Source organism: Janthinobacterium sp. MP5059B, assembly GCF_001758645.1.
In the GTDB taxonomy this organism is placed as follows: Bacteria; Pseudomonadota; Gammaproteobacteria; order Burkholderiales; family Burkholderiaceae_D; genus Janthinobacterium; species Janthinobacterium lividum.
The window spans coordinates 828,235-848,260 of sequence record NZ_LRHX01000016.1; the positions used below are offsets into that span (position 1 = coordinate 828,235).

Sequence of the window (20,026 nt, forward strand, 5' to 3'; positions counted from 1 at the left end):
GCCTACTTGTAGCGGTACAGCGGCTGGCGCAACTGGATGGGGCGGATATCGAGGCGCAGCTTCAGCACCGAATACGCTTCCGCCTCGGTCGAGCTATAGCCGACGCTGTTGACGGTTTTACTGAAGCGGAATTCAAAGCCCAGGTCCGGATACGGATCGCGCGGGTTGCCGAAGGCGATGCCGATGGCTTCCTGCTGCGCGTTGTCGATCAGGTTGCCCATCAGGTCCAGCACGGCGTTATTGCCGAGGATATCGTTGGTGAACACGGGTTCGCGCATGTCGGGCTGGTTCGGATCGAGCTTGTTGTCGGCCTTGTCCGGCGACGGCGTAAACACGCGCGTGACGAGGTTGAATTTGTCGCCCCGGTCCAGGTAGCTGATGGCCGCATTGCTGATATTGAAATTTTTCACGCCGCGGTCGCTGATGGCGCCCGACAGGTCGATCAGCAAGGCGCCGCTGTAGCCGATGACTTCCACGTCGCGCATGGCGTCGACCACCATGGCGCTGTTTTCATCGATGCCCAGGCCCAGGTGATAGCCTTTTTTCAGCATCACGGGAATCATGCGGGCGAAACGGCCGCGCACCAGCAAATGCTGGTCCACGAAGACATCGCTGCCGATGAAGCCCAGGCCAGGCGCGATCTCGCGGCCATCCGTCACGCCCATCTTGAGCATGTCGAGCACGGGCTTGGCGTCGTAGAACATGGTGGTGCTCATGATGGCGGCGCCGGCGCTGGAACCGGCGATCACGCCGCCGTTGCGGTAGACCGACCAGATGGCTTCCAGCGCGGCAGTGCGGCTGCCGTCCGGGCGCAGCAAGGCTTGCGTGATGCGTCCCTGGTCGCCGCCGGCAAAATAAATGCCGCTGGCCGACTTGATCTGCGTGACGATGGCCGGGTCCTCGGCGGCCTTGCGGTAATCCCTGTTCGGCAGCTTGACGGCCAGCGGCACGAAAAAGGCATCGGCGCCATATTGGTTCAGCTTTTTGATGATGCTTTCGCCCGATTTTTCCGGGTTCATCGCGGCCGAGGCCAGCACGGCGATGCGCGCGCCTGGCCCGCCCGACAACTTGACGATGCGCTGCCAGACTTCGGCATTATCGGCGCGCAGGCCGCCGCCGATGATGACGAGCGTTCCCTGCGGCGCGCTGCCGATGGCACTGCCACCCGGCGCCGCCACGGCATGGACGCTGCACAATGCCAGCGCGAACAGCAGCGCGGCGCGGAAGGTGTGATACAGGCTTGCGGATGATTTCATGGTGCCTTTCAAATACAAGAAAAGTGGCGCACGCCTGTTGATGCAGGCACGCGCCCTTGCTGCCAATACTGCTGCTTGCAATACTGCTGCTTGCAACCCAGCGCCATCGCACTACGATGCTACCCGCCGCAGATGACGGCGTTGTTGCGGTATCTCCACGCTTCTATGTAAAACTGCTTACTTGAAGCTGTAATTGGCGCTCGCATAGAAGCGCCGGCCCCGCGGATCCGTGTAGGTCGGGTCATAGCCGGACAGGAAAAAGTAGGCCTGGTTCGAATATGGCGGGCTGGTATTGAACAGATTCTGTATGCCCGCGCGCAGCTTGAACTGCTTGCTGACGGCATACGCGCCCGACATGTCCCACAGCGTGTACGCCTTCACCCGATTCGGCTTGACGACACTGCCGTTATCCGTGTTGATGGCCGAGTTCTGGTCATCGTAGCCGCTCGAATACGTGTTCGACAGGCTGGCCGAATACGGGCCATTGTCCCAGTCGAGCGTGATCGTATGGCGCCAGCGCTGTACCACGCCTTCCGTGACGAATTTATTGAGGTTGCTGATAAAGACGTCGCCGGGGCTGGTCTGGATTTTCGAATCGAGCACGTAGGTGCCGCTCAGGTGGGCGCCGAATCGTCCCCACGCCGTTTGCACGCCATGCAGGTCGGCCGTGATGTCGAGACCCGCCGCCTTTTGCGCGCCGCGGTTTTCCTTGCGCAGCTCGATGTAGTCGATTTCATTGTCTTCGTCTCGGTGCACCAGGTCGCCATACTTGGCCAGGTTGCCCAGGATGATGTCGTCGCCGATTTCGCTGATCAGGTCCGTGCGCTTGATGTTCCAGTAGTCGGCACTGAAGGTCCAGTGCCGGCTCGGCTCGAGCACCAGGCCGGCCGTGAACTGGCGGCTGCGCTCCGGTTTCAGCTTGTCGTTGCTGTAGCGGCGCGTATCCCAATTATCGGCGCAGACGGAGTAATCATTGTTCTCGCTCGCGCAATACACTGGATCCGGCAGCGTCGCCGTACTGCTGTAGGCAGTGGGCCGGTGCAGGTCGGACATGGATGGCGCGCGGAAGCCCTTGCCTGCCGAAGCGCGCAGCAGCACCTGCTTGCTGGGCATATAGGTCAGCCCGATCTTCGGACTGAGGGCGCCGCCCACCTGCTGGTAGTGGTCATAACGCCCCGACAACTGCGCCTGCCACTGTTTGGTAAACGGCAGCAGCAATTCGCTGTAGATGGCTTGCACCATGCGGCTGTCGCTGGTGGCCACGCCGCCTTCGGGCGCCGCGTCGTTGTTGATGTTGTCGCTCATCAGCAACGCCGAGGGACGGAACTCGGTGCGCTCGCGGCGCACTTCGCCGCCCACGGCCAGCGCCATGTCGCCGCCACCCAGGGCCATCAGCGCGCGCGATGCCTTGAAGTCGAGCGCATCCATGGTGCCGCGCGCATGCCGTACTTCGTCATTGACCTGGATGCTGTCGAGCAGCGCCTTGCCCTTCGCGCCCGATGGGCCAAACGGATTGATGTCGCCGGAGGCGATGCCTTCCAATAGCTTGTCGTACAGGACATAACCATGTGTGTCGCGGTCCTTCACGACGTTGACGCTGTGATTGAAGCCCACGTCGTAATCCCAGCCGGCGAGCGTGCCGCTGGCGCCCACCACGACACGCTGGCTCTCGCTGGTCAACTGGCTGGTGCGCATGCCCGCCTCGTTCAGCCGCATGCGCAGCTCCAGTTCGCGCGCAGTCGGATTGCCGTCTTCGTCGACGATGCTATCGAGGCCGGTATTGGCCAGCTGCGGCACCTTGCTGTAATCGAGATAGCCGATCACGCGCGCCGACGAGCCCACGTAATAGCTGCGCGAACGGCTCAGCGCCACTTCCGCGTACAGCTGGTGCTCGTTATTCAGTTTCAGTACGCCGCGCGTGAGCAGGTTCTGCTTGTCCGTCTTCGGATACAGCTCCGTGTCGCCCATGTAATCGTAGGTACAGGCATCGACGCCGCCCGTTCCCGCCGGCAGGTACAGATTGGCCGGCGGCGAACAGTTCGGGATCGACGGATTGATCTGCCGGCCGCTGATCGGCTGGCCATTGAGCAGGAAGCCCTGTTCCTGCAAATAGTCGCGCTGCTCCCCCGACAGGCGGATATTCGCCGGGCTGGTAAAACTCGACAGCAAATGCCCCAGGCGCTGCGGAACCTGCAGGTTCGGAATGAACTTGCGTTGCGAGGAACTGAGGCGGTCGGTTTTTTGCAGGTCAACCACGGCGAAGATATTGTAGCCATCCGTGCCCAGGTCGCCCGTGCCGGCCGTGATGCTGGCCGTGCGCTTGCCGGCGCCGCCTTCATCGGTGCGGCTGCCGTAGACGTTCAGCTCCACGCCCTGGTAATCCTTGCGCGTAATGAAATTGATCACGCCGCCGATGGCGTCCGTGCCATACAGGGCCGAAGCGCCATCGAGCAGCACTTCCACGCGCTGCAGGGCGGCAGCGGGAATATTATTCAGATCCACGCCCGCATCGTCGCCGGGCGAGGCAAAGTTGGCCATGCGCCGGCCATTCAGCAGCACCAGGGTCGATGACGTGCCCACGCCGCGCAGGTTGGCGCTGTTGAAGCCGCGCTGGTCGCCGCCGATATTGATGCTGGCGCCGTCCGTCAGGCCTCCCACGTTGGCCGACACGCGCGCCATCAGCTCGGCCGCCGTCGTCACGCCCGCCTTTTCGATCTCGGCGCGCGTGATGATCTGCACCGGCAGCGCCGTCTCCGATTCCAGCCGCTTGATGGCCGACCCCGTGATTTCCACGCGCTGCATTTTTTTCGGCGCGGCGTCGCCGTCCTGCACCTGCTCCTGCGCCTGCGCGCCGCCGGCCAGCATGCCCAGCGCCGCCGACACGCTCAGGGCGCCCAGCGCCAGTCGCACGCCTTGCGCCAGCACCGACTCGCGTGGCAAGGAGCCGCCATCCTGTCTTTTCATGTGCATTGCCACTCTCCCCAATGATGATGCCTGATTTTTATAATGACTTTGAGACTGCCTTGCGTTGCTTTGAAGCTGTTTTCCGGGGTCCCTGCACGCCATGCTCGCCGCCGTACAGATAGGCGGCGATGACTTCGCTCAGACGGGCCGCTTTTTCAACGTTCTTCTTGTTCGACACCATCAGCGCCACGGCCAGTGCCTCGATCATGGCCAGCGCCGTGCTGGCGCTGCTGGGCAGGACGGGGTGTGTGCTTTGCGCATACAGCGCGTGATCGGCCAGTTCGGCCAGGGGTGAGGCGGGCGAATCGGTAAGCGCCACGATGCAGGCACCGCGGTCGCGCGCGAAGCTGGCCAGGCCGATGCAGTCGAGCGTGTAGCGGGGAAACGAGATCACCACCAGCACGTCGTGCGCCGTCAGGTTGACCAAATGGCCGGCCGCCACTTCCGAGCCGCCGATGCCCACCACCTCCACCACATGCGGGCAAAATGGCTGCAGATGCTGCACCAGCATGCCTGCCAGGTTGGCCGACAGGCCAAAACCCATCACATACACCACCCTGGCGCGCGTCAGGCGGCGCACCACGGCCTGCATGGCGTGCGGCGACAGGGCAGCGGACGTGGCGGCGATATTCGCGGCCGCATATTCCAGGCTTTCCGTGATGGGCGACGTGGTGCGCGCGCGGCGCTCTATCGTGCGGCGCAATTTGTCGACTGGCTGCAACAGCGATTGCAGGGTTTCGGCCATGGCGCCGCGCATGGCCGAATAATTCTTCTGGCCGATGTCGCGCGCGAAGCGGCTGATGGTGGCCGTCGATACCTGGCAGCTGTCGGCCAGTTCCTCGATGCCCAGCGCCGTCACCCGCATCTGGTTGCGCAGCAGGTAGTCGGCGATCTGCCGCTGCGAAGCCGAGCCGCCGGCCAGCACGTGCATCAGCGCCTGCCCCAGCGGAGACTGCGCGAACGCGGCATCGGGCGACGCCAGCGTGCCAGCCCGTGGCGTGTGGGGACTGCTGCGTGCAGGATTGGCGGATGCTCTCATATCACTGGCGGCCTGTATTCTGGGGCACTGCGGATCACTGACGGAAGGCGAAATCGGGTCGCTGGAACTTACTGTACTCATATCAAAAAGAAAACTCAACAAATATTTGTAAAAGGATTTTCATTGATTTACTTCGTGAAAATATTGCTACATAATCGACCGAAATCCATCAACCGCGCCCCGTTTTGGGGCGAAGTCACCATGCAAGTACAACAGCACCCCATCTCCACCGCGCACGCCAGCGTAGCGTGCCAATTGAGCAGCTTTCACTTCGGCACCGCGGCAGCCACCAGCCGCAGCGGCAAGAAGGTCTACATCCAGGCGGCGCTGCATGCGGATGAAGTGCCGGGCATGCTGGTGTCGCAATTCCTGCGCCGCGAACTGCTGGCGCTGGAGGCGGCGGGCAAGGTGCATGGAGAAATCATCCTGGTGCCGGCCGCCAATCCGATCGGCCTGGCGCAAGCCATCCATGGCGCGCCGTTCGGCCGCTTCGACCTGACCACCGGCATCAACTTCAACCGCGCCTACCGCCACGTGGCCGATGAATTGAAAACCACGCTCGATGGCCAGCTGGGACAGGATGCGCAAGCCAACGTGGCGCTGATACGCGAGCATGCGCGCGCGGCCGTCGCCGCCTGGCGGCCGGGCACGGATGCGGAGACCTTGAAGAAAACCCTGCTGGGCATGGCCATCGACGCCGACATCGTGCTCGACCTGCATTGCGATAACGAGGCGGCCCTGCACCTTTACACGGGCACGCCGCTGGCGGCGCAGATCGCGCCCCTGTCCGCTCTCTTGGGCGCGCGCGCCGTGCTGCTGGAACTGGCGGCTGGCGAAGAGCCATTCGACGAAGCGTGCAGCCGGTTGTGGTGGGATCTCGGCGCGCACTTCGGCGGGCGCTATCCGATTCCCGCCGCCTGCCTGTCGACCACGGTCGAGTTGCGCGGCGAAGTGGAAGTGAGCTACGCCCTGGCAGAGCGCGACGCCACCGCCCTGCTGCGCTTTCTCGCCATCGAGGGCGTGCTGGAGATAGCCGGCGCCGGCGACGACCTGCCCGCGCCGCAATGCGAACCGACGCCGCTGGCCGGCGTGGAACCGATCCTTGCGCCGCATCATGGCGTGCTGGTGTATCTGCGCGAAATGGGCGACGTGCTGGCCGCCGGCGACGCCGTGGCCGACCTGATCGACCCCGTCAGCGGCGAGACGACAACCTTGCGCTGCACCGTGGCCGGCGTCTTTTTTGCGCGCAGCGCCCACCGCCACGTCCTGCGGGGCATGAACGTCGGCAAGGTCGCCGGCGCCGTCGCCTTCCGCGGCGGCAGCCTGCTGAGCCAATAAATGTCACAAAAAAGCGCCATGAGAAAATTCAAGCTCCCCAATACCTTCGTCCTGCTGTGCGGCATCCTGGCCATGATCGCCCTGGCGACATGGCTGGTGCCGGGCGGGAAATTCGATACCCAGCTGGTGAACGGCAAGCAGCTGATCATCCCCGGCACGTTTCATTATGTCGACAACAAGCCGCAGGGACTCGCCGCGCTGATGATGGCGCCCATCAAGGGCTTCGTCGACGCCAGCCTGATCATCGGCTTCGTGCTGATCGTCGGCGGCGCCTTCGCCGTGCTGCAAAAAACGGAAGCCTTCGATTCGCTGATCAAGGCCATCGCCAAGGCACATACCAGTTCGCGCTTCGTGCGCGCCGCCATCATCCCCGTCTTCTTCACGATGTTCTCGCTGGGCGGCGCCACCTTCGGCATGAACGAGGAAGCGATTCCCTTCATCCTGATCTTCGTGCCGCTGGCCCTGGCCCTGGGCTATGACACCATCACGGGAGTGTCGATTCCCTTCATCGGCTCGCAAGTGGGCTTTTCCGCCGCCTTCCTGAACCCGTTCAACGTCGGCATCGCGCAGGGCATCGCCGGGGTGCCGATCTTTTCCGGCATCGGCTACCGCCTGATCGTGTGGGCCATCGCCACGGCGGTCAGCATCGTGTTCTTGATGTGGTACGCGGCGCGCATCAAGCGCCATCCGGAAAAAAGCCCGACCTACCTGCTCGATATCGAAAAGCGCAGCGAGCACACATTGGACCTGAACAGCTTTGCCGGCATGACGCGCACGCACCGCGCGGTACTGTGGATTTTCATGGCAACCCTGCTGACGATGGTCGTCGGCGTCGTCAAGTACGACTGGTTCATCGATGAAATCGCCGCCCTGTTCCTGGTGATGGCCATCGTCGTCGGCCTGGTCGGCCGGCTCGACATGGACAGCCTGGTGGCGTCGTTCGTGCAGGGCGCGCGCGACATGGTCAGCGTGGCGCTGGTCATCGCGCTGGCGCGCGGCACCATGATCCTGGCACGCGACGCGCAGATCATCGACACCATGCTGCACGCATTGACGCCCCTGGTGGCGTCGTCGAGTCCCGTCTTCGCCGCGCAAAAGATGTTCTTCATGCAGTCGGTGATCAACTTCTTCATCCACTCGGGCAGCGGCCAGGCGGCTCTCACCATGCCGATCATGGCACCGCTGGCCGACCTGGTGGGCGTGACGCGCCAGACGGCCATCCTGGCCTTCCAGTTCGGCGAATTCACCACGCCGATGATCCCCACGTCCGGCATCACTGTCGGCGTGCTGGCGCTGGCGCGCGTGCCCTGGATTACGTGGGCCAAGTGGATGATCCCGCTGCAGCTGATTTACCTGGTGCTGGCGCTGCTGCTCTTGATTCCCCCTTGCCTGATGCACTGGCAGTAAGCCAGTCAGCGCCGGTAAATGTCCGGCACATACCGCTCCATCAGCGTCTCCGGCCTGAGCGGCGCCGTAAAGCCGTGACGCGCATACAAGCCATGCGCCGTGCTGGTGGCCAGCATGAAACGGCGCAGACCCTGCAAGTCGGGATGCGCCATCACGGCCTCCATCAGGCGCTTGCTGTAGCCGCGGCCGCGGCACTCTTCCAGCACATACACGTCGACCAGATAGGCAAACGTGGCGTAGTCGCTGACCACGCGGGCGAATGCCACTTGACGGCCGTCCAGCGTGCCGCCGAAGCATAGCGAATGGTCGATCGCGCGCTGTACGGTGGCCAGTGCGCTGCCGCTGGCCCATGCCGATTGCGTGCTGAGAAAATGGTGAATGGCCGGAACGTCAAGTTCCGCCTTGTCGCTACTGATCTTCAAGTGTGGCATCACGCTGTCCGCCTGTCGTGGAAAAAACTGATCATCGGCGATTTGCGCGCTGCTGTCACCTGGGCGGGAGAGAAACGGGGGCGCCGCCCGTTCGAATTGCCCGTGATGAGATACTGCAAGGTGCTGCGAGGTACGGTGCTGCTACTGCTGTTACCGATACTGCGTGCATGGCATGGCCGCGCTTACAGGGCGGCTTTTTCTTCGGCGCTCAGGCGCTTGGCGCTGACATACACGGTGTGCATGGTGGCTTGATCGGCGCTGGCGACGAAGGCCACGGAAGCGGCTGGCGCGGCGCGGAACTTCGGCACGGCGGCGGTGGCCAGGCTGGTGGCAGCGGCGATGGCGATGATGGCGACGAAGATGGCTTCCATGTTTTTAGCGATGTTCATGATATTTTCCTTGAGGTTGAGGGGCGTTGCTGTTTGTCCTGCGATGATTGAACTGTAGGCCGATCCCCCCTGAACTGCCATCGGATTGCGACCAAACGCACGATTCGCGGGACAGAATACAAAAAGCCCGGATGGAACGCACAACGTGCCCGCGTCGTGGCATTTGAGGCTTGCCAGCCCCATTCCTGGCCATTTCAGCGCCCTGCAAGGCCCTAAAAGCCCTACCGCCGGCCAACCTTGTTTATAATCGCCGTACACTAAAGGACTTCTTTCATGACTGATCAATTCTCCAAAAAGGGCGAAGCCTGGTCGGCCCGGTTTTCCGAACCGGTCTCGGACCTCGTCAAGCGCTACACAGCTTCTGTATTTTTTGATAAGCGCCTGGCGCTGTTCGACATCGAAGGTTCGCTGGCCCATGCGGAAATGCTGCATGCGCAAGCCATCATCAGCCCGGCCGATTACGCGGAAATCCAGCGCGGCATGGCGCAAATCTCGCAGGAAATCGCCGCCGGCAAGTTCGAATGGCTGCTGGACCTGGAAGATGTCCACCTGAATATCGAAAAACGCCTGACCGAACTGGTAGGCGACGCGGGCAAGCGCCTGCACACGGGCCGTTCGCGCAACGACCAGGTGGCGACCGACATCCGCCTGTACGTGCGCTCCGCCATCGACGACATCACCACCCTGCTGGCGACGTTCCGCAGCGCGCTGACGGACCTGGCCGAGCAGCATGCCGACACCATCATGCCGGGCTTTACCCACATGCAGGTGGCCCAGCCGATCACCTTCGGCCACCACATGCTGGCGTATGTTGAAATGTTCGGCCGCGACGCCGAGCGCATGGCCGACTGCCGCAAGCGCGTCAACCGCCTGCCGCTGGGCGCCGCCGCGCTGGCCGGCACCACCTTCCCCATCGACCGCTTGCGCGTGGCAAAAACGCTGGGCTTTGACGACGTGTGCCACAACTCGCTCGACGCCGTCTCGGACCGCGATTTCGCCATCGAATTTTGCGCCGCCTCCGCCGTGCTGATGATGCACGTGTCGCGCATGGCCGAAGAACTGGTGATCTGGATGAGCCCACGCATCGGTTTCATCGACATCGCCGACCGCTTCTGCACCGGCTCGTCGATCATGCCGCAAAAGAAAAACCCGGACGTGCCGGAACTGGCGCGTGGCAAGACGGGCCGCGTGTACGGCCACCTGACCGGCCTGCTGACCCTGATGAAAGGCCAGCCGCTGGCCTACAACAAGGACAACCAGGAAGACAAGGAACCGCTGTTCGACACCGTCGACACCGTCATCGACACCCTGCGCATCTTCGCCGACATGGCCGGCGGCATCACGGTGAAGCCGGAAGCGATGCGCGCGGCAGCCCTGCAGGGCTATGCCACGGCGACCGACCTGGCCGACTACCTGGTCAAGAAGGGCTTGCCGTTCCGCGACGCCCATGAAGCCGTGGCCCTGGCCGTGCGCGCCTGCGTCGATGCGGGCTGCGACCTGGCCGACCTGTCGCTGGAGCAGTTGCGCGCCTTCTCGCCACTGACGGGCGAAGACGTGTTTGAAGTGCTGACCCTGGAAGGCTCCGTGGCCGCGCGCGACCACGTGGGCGGCACCGCGCCAAACCAGGTGCGCGCCGCGATTGCCCGCGTGCGCACGCAGCTGGAAAAATAAGCGGCGTCCATCCCGCAAACGCCCCGCTGCATCGCTGCAGCGGGGCGTTTTTCATTGCGCGACGATCTTCGACAGCACGGAAAAGGCGGCCCCCGTCTGCGACGCTTCCAGCAGCAAGGTCAGTTCCGTGTAGGTGCAGATGATATTGATCAGATTGATGCGCTCCCAGGCCAGGCGCTTGAGGATGGCGTGATACACGCCTGGCGTATAGCAGGTCTCGGGCGCCAGGTGCAGGGTCACGGCCGTCACGCGCTCCAGGCGCGCCAGTTCCTGCTCGCCGCCGAAGACCTCTTCCACCAGCGCGTGCAGGCTGCGGCTGCAGATCACCATCACCTCGTTGACGCCGCGCGTGACCGTGATGAAGGTGCCGCGCTGGGGCGCGGCCAGCGCCAGCAACTGGCGCTGGCAGTCATAGGTCTGGTCGGAATAGCGGTAGGTAAAAATCATCAATTCACTGCGCGTGGAAAGTTCTCCCGCGCGGTGCGCCAGCACGATTTCGCCGCTTTTCTGCTGCGGCATCCGTTCGGCCAGGCGGCGCAGCGCCATCACCACGGCGGCCTGCCCCACCGGTTTCCATAAGTCGCTCTGCAATTGCGGCTGCAGCTGGCGCGCCAGTTCCGACAGGTTCAGCAAGCCGCGGCCCAATCCCTCGCTGAGAAAGGCCGATTCCATCACGATCTGTTCCACTTTGGTCGCTATCGAAAGCATAGTTCGTCGGGCCGGTGATTCCGGTGCACGCACCAGGAGCCGGCAACCCTTCCTGAAAAAAGGATGCACTGCGCCAGCGGCCGCGCCGGGCGGCGTGGTCGGACTCGCGGAAAAGAACCCCCTCGCGGGGGAAGAGCCGGCTGGCGGCGGCTAGGAAGGCGGATGCAGCATGAATGCCGCTCCAGAGGGGAAATGGCTGAAACCAACAGCAGAAAACAGAACTGACGTCATGTGAAACTCCCGAATTTTTTTCCCGATGCGCTGTATCTGGACGCGGTCATTGCCGCGTGCGCTTTTTTTGTCTTCGCCTGGTCCGTTGGGGCCACGCGAATACCTAGTGTAGATCGCAACATTTAGAAAATGCAACAGTGTTTTTCCAACAGAACGCGCCATTAGGGGAAGTAGTCCAAAACAAAAGTTACAGCTTGTGGTAGATCAAACTTTGCGCTGATGTAGCACCGATAAATGTTCAATTCTTAACAAAAATTCGCGTAGTGACCCATTTCTTGAATTTTTTGACATGGCGATATCGACAAGTTTAGTGTCGCCCTACCCGGCGTCATGCCACCACAAAACGGCAGGCTATCCGCCTGTCAGGCACGCCGGGGTGGCCATCAGGCATCGCGGCCAGCTCATTCACCATTTCCTTAACCGATACCATGGAGCAGAAATGAATTTACGTTTGACGATAGTTGCCGCATCCATCGCCGCCCTGCCGCTGATGGCTACCACGGCAGACGCCGCCACGCCGCTGCCACAGACCCTGATGGCCGCCCCGGTCGCCCTGGCTTCTCCACAAGAGACCGCCAGCCTGGTCAACAAGCTGGCTGCGCAGGCGCGCAGCCGCGGCCTGAATACCGAACATGGCTTTGCCGTCGGCGCCCAGCATCCTGGCGTCAGCGGCACACGCGTGAGCCGCGTGCAGCACACCTACAAGGGTTTGCCCGTCTTCGGTTCCGAAACGGTCGTGGTCAGCAACAGCGCCGGCGACATCGTCAGCGAATCCGTGTCGGACCGCGCTTCCGGCCTCGGTAGCGGCGGTGTCAATTCCGTCACCCGCAGCGCCACCACCGATATCGACACCACGCCCGCCATCAGCGCGGCGGCAGCCATCGCCGCCGCCGTGGACAGCATCGGCGTGCGCGCCGTCGACCACGTGCCGCCGCATGCGCAACTGCTGATCTACCCCGTCATGAAAACCGTGCGCGTGGCCGGCGCCGAGAACAAATCGGAAGCCGCGTTGAACGCCCTCGACGTGCAGGACGTGGTCGACCACTACGAGCTGGCCTATCTGGTGCAGACGCGCATGATCAGCGGTAACAAGCCCGTCTACTACGACACCGTCGTCAGCGCCAAGGATGGCCGCATCCTGCGTCAATGGAAAGCCCTGAAAACCGTGGCCGGCATCGGCAACAGCCAGTACAACGGCCAGGTACCGCTCAACACCACGCTCACGGGCAGCACCTACACCATGAAGGACCCCAGCCGCGGCACGGGCGGCAGCTTCGGCGGCATGGCCATCACGAATGCCAATCACGGCACCAGCTCGGGCAGCGTGTACAGCAGCACCAGCAATACCTGGGGCGACGGCCAGCAATACATCAACGGCGGCAGCACCACCAACGCCAATGGCCAGACGGCGGCCGTGAACGCGATGTGGGGTCTGATGAACACCTACGACACGCACAAGAATGTGCTGGGCTGGTCCAGCCTGGACGGCAACAACACGGCTACCCACATCGCCGCCCACGTCAACACGGCCTACGACAACGCCTACTACGACAGCAGCTGCAAGTGCATGTATATCGGCGACGGCGGCAGCTCGTTCAACAACCTCGGTTCCATCGACGTGATCGGCCACGAAATGGGCCACGGCATCACGGACGCCACCTCGGGCCTGATCTACTCGCAGGAGTCGGGCGGCTTGAACGAATCGAGCTCGGACATCGCCGGTGAAATGGTGGAAGCGTATGCGCGCGCCGGCGGCACGGGCACCACGATCCCCAACACGGGCAACGATTGGATGACGGGCAAGGAAATCGCCAAGAATGGCCAGCCGCTGCGTTGGCTGTACAAGCCAAGCAAGGATGGCAGCAGCCCGAATGCGTGGAGCAGCACCATCAAGAACCTCGACGTCCACTATAGCAGCGGCCCGAACAACCGCATGTTCTACTTCCTGTCGCAAGGGTCGAACTCCACGTCCAGCAGCGACTACTACAGCTCCTACCTGAACAAAAGCCCGCTGGCCATGACCGGTATCGGCAGCGACAAGGCCTACCGCATCTGGTTCAAGGCCGCCACCACCAAGTTCACTTCGTCGACCAACTACGCCGACGCGCGCAACAAGGTGCTGCTGGCAGCCGAGGAACTGTATGGCGTGGGCAGCGCCGAGGCGATCGCCGTCAAGCGCGCGTATGCGGCCATCAACGTGGGCGCCGACGTCGATGAATCGACGACGGGCGGCGCGGTGACCATCACCAGCCAGCCGGCCAGCATCACCGTCGCACCGGGCGCCATCGCCTCGTTCGCCGTGGGCGCGGGCGGCGGCACGGCACCGTACACCTACAAGTGGTACCGCAACGGCGCCGTGATCAGCGGCGCCACGTCGCCCGCCTACAGTTTCACGACCGTAGCGGCCGACAGCGGCGCCGTCTTCAAGGCCACGGTGACGGATTCGTCCTCGCCTGCCGTGACGGCCACGTCGAACAACGCCACGCTGACGGTGGGCACGAGCAGCGCCACCGAACGCGTGACGAACGGCGGCTTCGAGTCCGGCGCAACGGGTTGGAGCGGCACCACGGGCGCCATCGGCACCTTCACGGGCCAAACCGCGTACGAAGGCACGAAGTACGCCTGGCTGGGCGGCAATGGCACGACGGCCAGCGAATCGCTGACCCAAAGCGTGGCCATTCCGGCCGCCGCCACCTCGGCCAGCCTGACCTTCGCGCTGCATATCGACACGGCGGAAACGGGCAATACCGTGTACGACAAGCTGGTCGTCACCGTGAAGAACAGCGCCGGCACGGTGCTGGGCACCCTGGCCTCGTACTCGAACGTGAACAAGGCTGCCGGCTACCAGATCCGCACGTTTGACCTGATCGCCTACAAGGGCCAGACCGTGCAGATCTCGTTTGCCGCGACCGAGGACGCATCGCTGCAAACCTCGTTCGTGATCGACAAGGTCAGCCTGGTCACCCAGTAAGCGGCTGAACATGCGGGCAAGCCATCGCGACAAGGCTTGCCCGCACGGCACGATTGATTTCCTGGCAATTCCAGTCTACCCTGAGGCAGTGATTGCATCTTGCCTGCTGCTGGTACCCGCGACGAATTGAACTTTTTTTTGGATTGTTCCTGACCGATGCCTACTTCGACCTTGTCCGCACGCGCATTCCCTTCTTCCGCTTACCCCATTTTCACGCCCCAGGCCCTCGCCATGCTCGCCTGAGCCGACGATGCAGTTCCACCTTCAGGTGCAGGGCCCGGCGGGCAGCCAGGCGCTGGCCATCGACGCCGCCAGCGAGGCCGAAGCGATCCGCGCGGCCGTGCGCGGCGGCTGGCGCGTGCTGGCCGTCGACGCTGGCGCTGCGCAGGAGACGGGCGTCGCGCTGCGTCCCGGCAAACAGGGCCTGCCTCTGCTGCAATTCAGCCAGGAGCTGCTGGCCCTGCTCGAAGCGGGCCTGAACCTGGGCGAGGCCATGGCCACTCTGCATAACAAGGAAACGCGGCCAAGCGCAAAGGCCACCCTGGCCGCCATCGTGCTCACCTTGCAACAGGGCCTCAGCTTTTCCGACACCCTGGCCGGTTTCCCCGACATCTTCCCCGACATTTACATCGCCACCGTGCATGCGGCCGAACGCTCGGGCAACCTGCCCGAGGCGCTGGCGCGCTTCGTCGGCTACCAGCTGCAGTTCGACGCCATCCGCAAGAAACTCATTTCCGCCGCCATCTACCCGTGCATGCTGCTCGTCGTCGGCGGCCTGGTGACCCTGTTCCTGCTCGGCTACGTGGTGCCCAAATTCAGCGTCGTCTACGAAAGCTCGGGCCGCGAGATTCCCTGGATGTCGCAAATGCTGCTCGGCTTTGGCCAGACCCTGGCCGCGCATCCGCTGCTGTGCGCCAGCGCGCTGGCCGCCGTGGTGGCCGCCGTGGTCTTCGGCATCGCCAATGCCGGCGCGCGCCAGGCCCTGGTCTTGCGCCTGCTGCGCCTGCCCGTGCTGGCGGAGAAGGCTGCCGAATTCCGCCTGGCCCGCTTCTATCGGGCTCTCAGCCTGCTGCTGCACGCCGGCATCCCCCTGCACAAGGCGCTGGCCATGGTCGCGCCCATGCTGCTGCCGGCGCAGCAGGAGCAGCTGGCGCAGGCGCGCCGCGCGGTGCAGGAAGGCATGCCGTTTTCCACCGCGCTGGAACACGCCGGCATGGCCACGCCGGTGGCGCAATCGCTGCTGAAAGTGGGCGAGAACACGGGCCGCCTGGGTGACATGCTGGAACGCTCGGCCAAATTCCACGACGAGGAATTCGCCCGCTGGGTGGACTGGGCCTCGCGCCTGCTCGAACCGCTCTTGATGACCATCATCGGCGTCGTCATCGGCGGCGTCGTGGTGCTGATGTACATGCCGATCTTTGAACTGGCCGGGAGCTTATCGTGACGGTTTTTACCATGTGGTGCCTGCCATGAACGCGCGCGACGAAGAACGGGCCGTGCTTGATGCTGCCATGCTGCGCCGGGCCCACGCCAGCGCGCTGGAACAGGGCCGCCCGCGGATGGCCGTGCTGCAGGAAATGGCGGCCTTGCCGCCCGAAGTCTTTTTGCGCCAGCTGGCCGCCCTGTTCCGCTACCCGGCCTGGACGATGGCCGAGCTGCAAGCCGCCTTGCCCGCCTTTGCCCTGCTGCCCTACACGGATTGCGCCCAGCGCGACTGCGTGCTGCTGCAACCGGGCGTGCCCGGCGCGCCGCCCGTGCTCGTCATCGGCAACCCGTTTGCGGAAGACCTGCTGCAGTGGGCCGAATTCGCCCTGTCCACGCCCTTCACGGTGGCGCTGGCGCACCCGGACGACCTGGCCGCCTATCTGCTGCAGCAGGAAAGCGTGCAGCAGGCGATGCAGGAAATGCAGCACGGAGATGACGTGCCGGGACTCGACCAGAGTATCGAGGATATCTCGCTGATCCGCATCAGCGAGGACAGCAGCCCGGTGGTGAAACTGGTGAACTCCACCATCTACGATGCCCTGAAATTCCAGGCCAGCGACATCCACCTCGAATGCGACGTGGCCAGCCTGGTCATCAAATACCGCGTCGACGGCGTGCTGGTACAGGCGGGCCAGGTGCAGGGACTGGCGATGGCCGAGCAGATCATCTCGCGCATCAAGGTCATGGCCGATCTCGACATCGCCGAGCGGCGCATCCCGCAGGACGGCCGCTTCAAGGTGCGCGTAAAAGGGGCGGAAATCGACTTTCGCGTCTCCATCATGCCGAATATCTTTGGCGAGGACGCCGTGCTGCGCCTGCTGGACCGACGCGCGCTGACGGAAGCGGCGCAGGCGCTGCGCCTGGAAAGCCTGGGCCTGAACGAGGACGCCATCGAGCAGATACGCCGCTTGGCCGCCAAGCCGCACGGCATGCTGCTGGTGACGGGGCCCACGGGTTCCGGCAAGACCACCACCCTGTATGCGGCCATCACGGAAATCAATACGGGCCGCGACAAGATCGTCACCATCGAAGACCCCGTCGAATACCGCTTGCCGCGCGTGCTGCAGATCCCCGTCAATGAAAAGAAGGGGCTGACGTTCGCGCGCGGCCTGCGCTCCATCCTGCGCCACGATCCCGACAAGATCATGATCGGCGAAATCCGCGACGACGAGACGGCGCAGATCGCCGTGCAAGCCGCGCTCACGGGCCACCTGGTGTTTACCACCGTGCACGCGAATAACGTCTTTGATGTGGTCGGGCGTTTCCTGCACATGGGCGTCGACGCCTACAGCTTTGCGGCGGCCCTGAACGGCATCGTGGCGCAGCGCCTGCTGCGCCTCAATTGCGCCCATTGCGCCGTCGATGCCAGCGCCGAGGTGCTGGCCGATGCGCAGCAGCTGCGCGACAGCGGCCTGGCCCTGCACCAGGTGCAGGACTGGCAATTCATGGCCGGCAAGGGTTGCGGCCACTGCCGCGGCACCGGCTACAAGGGCCGCAAGGCCGTCGCCGAAGTGCTGATGCTCAGCGACGCCATGCGCGAAATGATCTGCACGCGGGCGCCCTTGAGCCAGATGAAGGAAGAAGCGGCGCGCAACGGCTTTCGCCTGGCGCGCGAAGCGGGCCTGGACCTGGTGCGGCGCGGCGAAACCACTTTAGCGGAGCTCAATCGTGTCACTTATTGAACGCCTTACCCGCGCCACCCTGTGCCTGCACCTGGCGCCGCACGGATTGGACGGCGTGCTGCGCCGCGCCGGCCGTCCCGTGCCCGACAGCGCCTTCCACCTGCCCATTGCGAACCCCGACGCCAGCTGGGAAGTGGCGCTGGCCGCCCTGCGCGGCTGGCTCGAACAGCACAGTGAAAAAAAACTGCCGTTGGCCGTCAGCCTGGCCAGCCGCTGGTGCGCCATGCTGATGGTACCGTGGAGCGGCGCCCTGCTCGACCGAACCAGCGCACAGCGCTTCCTGCATAGCCAGTTTGCCGCCGTCTACGGCGATGGCGCGCGCGCCTGGCGCCTGGCTGCCGACGATGCGCCCTATGGCAAGCCACGCCTGGCCTGCGGCATCGATGCGGCCCTACTGCAAGGCGTGCAGGATGCGGCGGCCACGCATGGACGGCGCTGCCTGTCCCTCGAACCCATCGTCGGGCCGGCCTGGCGCAGCATCGCTGGCGGCAAACCTGCCGCCTTCGCCCTAGTGGAAGCGGGACGGCTGCTGCTGGCAACGACGGGCGGCGGGCGCATCACGGGCCTGCATAGCCAGTCCTGCGGCCCCGCCTGGGGCGACGAACTGGATCGGGCGTGGCGGCGCTGGAACTTGCGCGCACCACAGCTGGACGCGATCGAACACGTGGCGCTGCTCGACTTGAGCGGCATGCCGCAGGACGAGCTGCCGGCGCGCTTCCAGTCCCTTCCCGTGGCCGGCGCCGCCCACCTGATGCGGGAGGCCGCATGGGCCTGAGCCGCCTGGAATTGCTGGCGCCCGGCGCAGTGCAGACGTTCAAGGGCTGGCGCCTGGCCCTGTGCCTGGCGGGCGGCTTGCTGCTGCTGCCGGCCGCCGTGTACTGGCTGGTGCAGGCACAGGAAACGCGGCGCCTGGAAGCGCAGCTGGCGCAGCTGCAGCCCGCGCGTCCCGTGCGCGCGCCCTTGTCCGCCAGCCAGCAGCGCGAACGCGACATCGAACTGAAACAGGTGGCCGCCGCCGTGCGCCAGCTTAACCTGCCCGTCACGCGCCTGGTCAAGACCGTGCAGGCGCCGCGCGATGTGCGCGTGGCCTTGCTGGGGCTGGACCTGAACGCGCAGCAGGGACAGGATGGCGCCAGCGTCCTGAAGATCGCCGCCGAGGCGGAAACGCCGCAGGACATGCTCAACTACCTGGCTTTCCTGAACCAGCAGCCCATGTTCAGCTCCGTGTATCTGCTCAAGCATGAAATGAACGCGAACGCCCCCGAACACCCTTATCGTTTTCAGCTGGAGGCGCAATGGCGGCAATAAAACCCGTATTCAAAGCCAGCACGCCGGTGGCCCGCGCGCGCCTGCAGCTGCGCATGCCGCCGCGCCTGGCGTGGGAAGCGCAACGGCTGTGGTGCACCCTCGGCTGGCCCAGCGCCCTCGGCGCGGCCTGCCTGGCGCTGGCCGCTTTCGCCATGCAGCAGGGCGATGCGCTGGCCGCACGCCAGCAGCAATTGGCGGCGCAACTGGCCGCTGCTGCCAGACAATCGGCGCTGCCGCCGGCCGCCATCACGCTCGATGCCGATGCGGACAGCCTGGCCGCCTTTCACGCCTACCTGCCCGCGCATGACAGCATTCCCGACCAATTGAAGGCCTTGCTGGAAGTGGCGCAAAAGAGCGGTGTCACCCTGGCCAAGGCCGACTACAAGCCGCAGGAAGACGGCAACACGGCCTTCCTGCGCTACCAGATCACCCTGCCCGTCAAAGCCGAATACGCGCAGCTGCAGACCTTTATCGTCGATGCCCTGCAGGCGCTGCCCACCCTGACGCTCGACTCCGTGCTCTTCAAGCGCGAGCAGATCGAGGCGGGCGAGATCGACGCGCGCATCCAGTTCATCCTGCTGGTGAAAAAGGCGGAGGTGCACCGATGAAAAAAGCCGTACTGGGAGGCGCCGCCGTGGCGACCTTGCTGGCCGCCCTCTTCGCGCCCGAGGATGAAGGCAGCATCGTGGGACCGGCCACGGCCACCACGCGCCAGGTGGAGCGGGTGGCACCAGCCCCCCTCGCCGCAGCCGCCGTTGCGCAAACCAATCGTGCGCTGGCCATCGAACCGCGCCGGGGACTCGATGACGACGAAGCAGCGACCCTGTTCGCCAAGCAGAGCTGGCAGCCGGAGACGCCGAAGAAGATCATGCTCGACCAGCAGGCAGCCCAGGCGGCACTACCCGCAGCCCGCGTGGATGCGAACGCGCCGCCACCGCTGCCATTTCAATTCCTGGGCCGCTTTGTCGACGAAGGCAAGGCCGCCTACTTCCTGCAGGCGGGCGAACGCAACGTGGTGGCACGCCCCGGAGACACGCTCGAAGAGCGCTACCGCTTCGATGGCGTGGTGCAGGGTTCTCTGCAATTTACCTATCTGCCGCTCAACCTGAAACAGACACTCGCCGTAGGGGACCTCAATTGAAACGA

The 20,026-nt window shown here is 64.3% G+C and carries 16 protein-coding genes; 10 read left to right on the forward strand and 6 right to left on the reverse strand.

Features of this window, described 5'->3' with window-relative positions:
• Positions 1 to 2: 2 nt before the first annotated feature.
• The 3 genes from JAB1_RS20780 to JAB1_RS20790 all read right to left on the reverse strand — a co-directional run bounded on the left by JAB1_RS20780 (position 3) and on the right by JAB1_RS20790 (position 5,259).
• Complete coding sequence (locus JAB1_RS20780) at positions 3 to 1,256, reverse strand: cyanophycinase (RefSeq protein ID WP_034780338.1); 1,254 nt, start codon at positions 1,254 to 1,256, stop codon at positions 3 to 5.
• Positions 1,257 to 1,433: 177 nt separating this feature from the next.
• Entirely contained in the window at positions 1,434 to 4,226 is a 2,793-nt protein-coding gene (locus tag JAB1_RS20785) for a TonB-dependent receptor (protein ID WP_070281601.1), read from the reverse strand.
• A gap of 31 nt (positions 4,227 to 4,257) precedes the next feature.
• On the reverse strand, positions 4,258 to 5,259 hold the full coding sequence (locus JAB1_RS20790; protein ID WP_070281602.1) for a MurR/RpiR family transcriptional regulator: 1,002 nt from the start codon (positions 5,257 to 5,259) through the stop codon (positions 4,258 to 4,260).
• Positions 5,260 to 5,460: 201 nt separating this feature from the next.
• Here JAB1_RS20790 and JAB1_RS20795 point away from each other — a divergent pair, with 201 nt between their 5' ends.
• The gene (locus JAB1_RS20795) at positions 5,461 to 6,597 is read left to right on the forward strand and encodes a succinylglutamate desuccinylase/aspartoacylase family protein (RefSeq protein WP_070281869.1); all 1,137 of its coding nucleotides are present in this window, start codon (positions 5,461 to 5,463) and stop codon (positions 6,595 to 6,597) included.
• A gap of 18 nt (positions 6,598 to 6,615) precedes the next feature.
• Entirely contained in the window at positions 6,616 to 8,004 is a 1,389-nt protein-coding gene (locus JAB1_RS20800; protein ID WP_083299835.1) for a YfcC family protein, read from the forward strand.
• Between the two features lie 5 nt (positions 8,005 to 8,009).
• Here the strand turns inward: JAB1_RS20800 and JAB1_RS20805 are convergent, their stop codons facing one another.
• Together JAB1_RS20805 and JAB1_RS20810 are read right to left on the reverse strand one after the other, a co-directional pair.
• Positions 8,010 to 8,435 carry a GNAT family N-acetyltransferase gene (locus tag JAB1_RS20805; protein WP_070281604.1) on the reverse strand — a complete coding sequence of 142 codons (426 nt, stop codon included), beginning with the start codon at positions 8,433 to 8,435 and terminating at the stop codon, positions 8,010 to 8,012.
• 182 nt (positions 8,436 to 8,617) lie between these two features.
• Complete coding sequence (locus JAB1_RS20810) at positions 8,618 to 8,824, reverse strand: hypothetical protein (protein ID WP_070281605.1); 207 nt, start codon at positions 8,822 to 8,824, stop codon at positions 8,618 to 8,620.
• A gap of 273 nt (positions 8,825 to 9,097) precedes the next feature.
• On the opposite strand from JAB1_RS20810, the gene argH reads away from it, so the two are divergent.
• Positions 9,098 to 10,495: an argininosuccinate lyase gene (argH, locus tag JAB1_RS20815; protein ID WP_070281606.1), complete on the forward strand. Its 1,398-nt coding sequence runs from the start codon at positions 9,098 to 9,100 to the stop codon at positions 10,493 to 10,495.
• A 51-nt stretch (positions 10,496 to 10,546) separates the two neighbouring features.
• Here the strand turns inward: argH and JAB1_RS20820 are convergent, their stop codons facing one another.
• A complete protein-coding gene (locus JAB1_RS20820; RefSeq protein WP_034780353.1) occupies positions 10,547 to 11,203 on the reverse strand; it encodes a hypothetical protein in 657 nt (218 codons plus the stop codon).
• A 670-nt stretch (positions 11,204 to 11,873) separates the two neighbouring features.
• On the opposite strand from JAB1_RS20820, the gene JAB1_RS20825 reads away from it, so the two are divergent.
• From JAB1_RS20825 to JAB1_RS20855, 7 genes are all read left to right on the forward strand, one after another.
• Positions 11,874 to 14,405 (forward strand): M4 family metallopeptidase, encoded by a 2,532-nt coding sequence (locus tag JAB1_RS20825; RefSeq protein ID WP_070281607.1) that lies wholly within the window; start codon positions 11,874 to 11,876, stop codon positions 14,403 to 14,405.
• Between the two features lie 250 nt (positions 14,406 to 14,655).
• The gene (locus JAB1_RS20830; protein WP_070281608.1) at positions 14,656 to 15,849 is read left to right on the forward strand and encodes a type II secretion system F family protein; all 1,194 of its coding nucleotides are present in this window, start codon (positions 14,656 to 14,658) and stop codon (positions 15,847 to 15,849) included.
• Positions 15,850 to 15,874: 25 nt separating this feature from the next.
• The gene (locus JAB1_RS20835) at positions 15,875 to 17,572 is read left to right on the forward strand and encodes a GspE/PulE family protein (protein ID WP_070281870.1); all 1,698 of its coding nucleotides are present in this window, start codon (positions 15,875 to 15,877) and stop codon (positions 17,570 to 17,572) included.
• Positions 17,559 to 18,347: a hypothetical protein gene (locus JAB1_RS20840; RefSeq protein WP_139144623.1), complete on the forward strand. Its 789-nt coding sequence runs from the start codon at positions 17,559 to 17,561 to the stop codon at positions 18,345 to 18,347. The genes JAB1_RS20835 and JAB1_RS20840 overlap by 14 nt, the downstream gene beginning before the upstream one ends.
• Complete coding sequence (locus JAB1_RS20845) at positions 18,338 to 18,880, forward strand: hypothetical protein (protein WP_034780361.1); 543 nt, start codon at positions 18,338 to 18,340, stop codon at positions 18,878 to 18,880. The genes JAB1_RS20840 and JAB1_RS20845 overlap by 10 nt, the downstream gene beginning before the upstream one ends.
• Entirely contained in the window at positions 18,868 to 19,488 is a 621-nt protein-coding gene (pilO, locus tag JAB1_RS20850) for a type 4a pilus biogenesis protein PilO (protein WP_070281610.1), read from the forward strand. Before JAB1_RS20845 ends, pilO begins: the two co-directional genes overlap by 13 nt.
• A complete protein-coding gene (locus JAB1_RS20855) occupies positions 19,485 to 20,021 on the forward strand; it encodes a hypothetical protein (RefSeq protein ID WP_070281611.1) in 537 nt (178 codons plus the stop codon). Before pilO ends, JAB1_RS20855 begins: the two co-directional genes overlap by 4 nt.
• Positions 20,022 to 20,026: the final 5 nt, after the last annotated feature.